Annotated in this window: 2 protein-coding genes and 1 pseudogene; 1 reads left to right on the top strand and 2 read right to left on the bottom strand. The window is 49.6% G+C overall.

Annotated features, from left to right (window positions below):
• A pseudogene (locus tag L693_RS29980) lies at positions 1–791 on the top strand (glycine betaine ABC transporter substrate-binding protein); the annotation flags it as partial.
• A gap of 91 nt (positions 792–882) precedes the next feature.
• On the opposite strand, the gene L693_RS0113390 reads toward L693_RS29980, so the two are convergent.
• Both L693_RS0113390 and L693_RS0113385 read right to left on the bottom strand, forming a co-directional pair.
• Positions 883–2,106 (bottom strand): ABC transporter permease, encoded by a 1,224-nt coding sequence (locus L693_RS0113390; RefSeq protein WP_025717694.1) that lies wholly within the window; start codon positions 2,104–2,106, stop codon positions 883–885.
• A gap of 1 nt (position 2,107) precedes the next feature.
• On the bottom strand, positions 2,108–2,714 hold a 607-nt coding region (locus L693_RS0113385), incomplete at its 5' end, for an HlyD family secretion protein (RefSeq protein ID WP_025717693.1).

The following is a 2,714-nucleotide window of genomic DNA, read 5'->3' as shown; positions in this document are numbered from 1 at the left end:
CGCTGCGGCTCCAGCTTCCGCCACTGCTGGGAACTTCGGCAAGGAGGTCGGCTTGATGAAGCTGACTGCCAAAGCCATGAACGACTATGGCCTGTCCGACTGGAAGCTGCTTGAGAGCTCTGGCGCTGCCATGACAGCTACTCTGGACAAGGCAATTAAAGCCAGGCAACCTATCGTTGTAACGGGCTGACCCCTCACTGGATGTTTAACAAGTATGATCTGAAATATTTGAAGGACCCTAAGAAGGCATATGGTGATAAAGAAGAAATCCATACGATTGCCCGCAAAGGCTTGAAACAGGATGCGCCTGTTGCTTATGAATTTCTGAGTCGCTTCAATTGGACTGCCGAGGATATGGGTGAAGTCATGATCGCAATTCAGGACGGTACCGCCCCGCAGCAGGCTGCTAAGAACTGGGCCGATAAGCATCCAGACAAGGTGCAGGAATGGATCAAGGGATTGCAGCCCGTCAACGGCGATCCTTTGAAGCTGAGCTACGCTGCTTGGGATTCTGAAATTGCCAGTACGAATTGAAATATGTGTTGGAGCAAAAACTGGGCTACAAAGTAACGGCCCTCCAGGTTGAAATTGGTCCGATGTGGACCGACGTTGCTGGCGGAAGTGTAGATGCTACCGCCGCAGCATGGCTGCCATTAACACATGCCGATTACTGGGCTCAGTACAAGGATAAGGTAGATGATATCGGAACCAGCATGACCGGGGTGATGTCCGGACTTGTCGTTCCATCCTATGTCCCGATTAATTCTATTGAAGACCTAAAAACGCAATAATACGTTGATTCATTTATATATTTATAACCAAAAGGCAGATCAGGAGTAACACCTGATCTGCCTTTTTTATTTCGAATATTTGGAGTTACTTTCAGCCTTTAAACGTAAAGCCTTCTTGAGTGGGAACATCGGCTTGCTGCCCTACCGTCTGGTGCTGTCTAAAGAATAGTGGATAAATAGCGAAGGACACCAGCAAACTCACACAGCCAATGACGCCCAAAGCAATCGTATCCTTAAAGACATACGAGATATCCAGTCCTTTGAGCGTAATATTTCGCACAGCATCCAGGTAATACGTCAGCGGCAATATTTCGGCAAGCCCCCGTAAGAAACCGGGCATGGCTTCCAGTGGCCACGTATAACCAGATAGCATAAAGGAAGGAACAGCAATCAGCATCAGGGTTTGAGTGGCATCCACTCTTGTCTTGGAAAAAAGACTGAATAAAAACCCTAAACCGCACAATGCAAAGTTGAAGGCCAACGACACCATAATCAGCGGGAGAACCTGCCCCCTGAATGGAATATCAAAGCATAACGCGCTGATACTGAATACAGTCAGCACATTGAAGGCTCCCGCTGCATAATATGGTGCCAGCTTGGCAATAGCCAAGCGCCAGGGAGTATTTTTCCATACACCAAATCTCCCCCACGTTCCTGCTTCCTTATCACGTGTGCAGGATAAGGCAATACCCAGCAGCAAGCATTGCTGGAGAGCCGCCGAAATAACCCCTAATGGCATAAAAAGCTTATAATCATAAACCGGGTTAAATAGCACTCTGGATCGGAACGGGATCGTACTGAGCGTTGAGGCCGCCTGATCCGCGTTCATTCCCTTTTGCTTCATAGAATTGATAGATACTCCGGCACTTACGCTACTGATGACCTGATTAGCGATCCGGCTGGCACTATTGGAATACATCATGTTGCTGCCGTCGATCAGGGTTAGCACCGGCGGATTCTCCCCATGCTTAAGCCGAGTGGTAAAATTGTCGGGAATCACGATCCCAACCTTGGCTTCCCCGGTTTCAACCTGACGGACAGCATCCTCCTGATTGGTCGCTTGCAATGTAACGGCAAATGAGTCTGTCGCATCGAACGCCTGGATAATTTGGCGACTGAGCTGCGAATTATCCCCGTCATACACCGTGACAGGCATCTCGGTAATCCGCTGATGTGAATACAGGAAGCCGAATAGTATCGTATACACAATCGGCGTAATCAGCAGAATAGCCATAAAGCGGCGATCGCGGAAGATGCTCAGCCATTCCTCGCGAAACACATCGCGGATACGAAGTCTTTCCTGTTGATCCTGCATCTTATTGCGCCCCTTTGCCTGTAAACAGAACGGTAGAGCCCGTAGGAACCGATGCAGCAAGGTCCGGCAAAGCTACCTTAACCCCAAAGGAACGGACATCCTTATCGCCAGAGCTTTGGCTCGGCTTTTGAATGGCGAAGTCAGCAGCGGATTCCAATAGAATCACTTTACCCTTCAGCTCCTTGCCACCTGCCAGCAATTTAATTTGAACGGTATCCCCTGCTTTTAGACCGTTCAAAGATGTTTCCGGTACATAGAATTTAGCCCAACGCTGTGTTGAGGTTTCGATGGTATAGACCGGGAAGCCTGCACTAGCCATTTCCCCCAAGCTAAGCGATTTGGATTTCACGATTCCATCCTCGGATGCACGCAGTGTAGTATAGCTCAAATAGGTTTGCGCTTCCTGGAGGGCGGCTTCCGCTTGTGCTACCTGTGCATTGGCACCTTCAACCGCAGATTGTGCCTGCTCTACCGTCGATTGCGCCGCCTTCACAGCGGATTGCGCTTGCTCTACTGAGGCCTGAGCAGCTTTGACATCTTCCTGTTGCAGAGCAACTTTGCCCGCTCCTGCCTGTGCTTCCTTCACTGCAGCCAAGGCTTGATGGTAT

It is taken from the genome of Paenibacillus sp. 1-18 (assembly GCF_000520755.1).
Taxonomy (GTDB): Bacteria; Bacillota; Bacilli; order Paenibacillales; family Paenibacillaceae; genus Paenibacillus; species Paenibacillus brasilensis.
The sequence above is the reverse complement of the archived record's forward strand: the minus strand, read 5'-3'. Positions and strand labels throughout refer to the sequence as shown.